This window comes from Paenibacillus sp. 01T422 (assembly GCF_056398785.1).
This window is the reverse complement of sequence record NZ_JBFTQB010001368.1, coordinates 1-1,043: the sequence shown is the minus strand read 5'-3', so window position 1 is coordinate 1,043 and position 1,043 is coordinate 1. Positions and strand designations below refer to the sequence as shown.

1 protein-coding gene is annotated in these 1,043 nt (G+C 37.0%); it reads right to left on the bottom strand.

Features of this window, described 5'->3' with window-relative positions:
* Nucleotides 1-102 precede the first annotated feature (102 nt).
* The gene (locus AC1DUA_RS38810) at nt 103-645 is read right to left on the bottom strand and encodes a DUF4259 domain-containing protein (protein ID WP_477504754.1); all 543 of its coding nucleotides are present in this window, start codon (nt 643-645) and stop codon (nt 103-105) included.
* Nucleotides 646-1,043: the final 398 nt, after the last annotated feature.

Here is a 1,043-nt window from a genome sequence, read left to right as displayed (position 1 = left end):
ATTTTACCATAACCTCCATACCCCTTGTTAAACAAATCTGCCCGTTAACGTAATAAGAGCTGCCGATCGTACCGGCAGCCTCGTCCTTAGTGTTCATCAAATTTATCTATTATTTATCAGTAAAGATTTTAGTCTGGCTTCCAAATTCTCTACAATTTCCATCCATTCACTCGAGTCGCCCGTCTCCTCCCATAGCTCCAACAGTTCTGATTTACTTTTTACTCTTGCGATTGCATGACAAGCAGGCTCAAGCATTTCAACTCCTTGTCCTTTATGAGCGTTTAGCCAATCTTCCAATCCCAAAGTGTAACTGGAACCAGACTTTATTTCTTCGCCCGGTATTCCAAGTAAAGCTGCTATTACTTCTGCTGCTCCAACAACACTAGAAGCAAGATCTGCTTCAATATAATCAGATTCTAATGCTGCATCAAAAGTATTTTTAATAATAGAAATATGATCCGCCTCAATCAAATCCCATTTCCAATCAAGAACTTCATCATTTTCAAATATTCCATATCCCCAGGCTCCCATAAATTCCCCCAATATAAAAAGAAATAACACTGAAAGCAATTCATAAAGTCTTCTAACTCTTAAACCTTTCGTCGCAACACTGATATTACCTTTTCCCCCTAATTTACATATCATTTTGCTACCCTTTGGCTTATAGCTTAAAGGTATGGAGCAGCTGCCGCCAGGTAAATTGCTCAATAATGTGTTTGAACTAACGTTCCCAGTTCGTTCAGCGAATATCCAGCTAACTTAAGTCAAATGTTGACCATCCGTTATCCCGGATTCGATATAGTAAGTCTAAATAAATGCGAGAACACTTACGAGAGTTTCGCTTTGTAATTCTCTCCCAAAGCGTTTTTTTGTAAGGAATTATTATCTTTATTCTTGGTTCACTAAAAAATTCAATTTGCAACAAACATCGCCAAGCAACACATTTCGATTCAATTTCTTTTAAGTCTGTTATAGTAAAGTCGTTAGATGAATTCACATAATTCACAAAATTTTTTCTGCACTCAAGAAAATCGATATAGTGT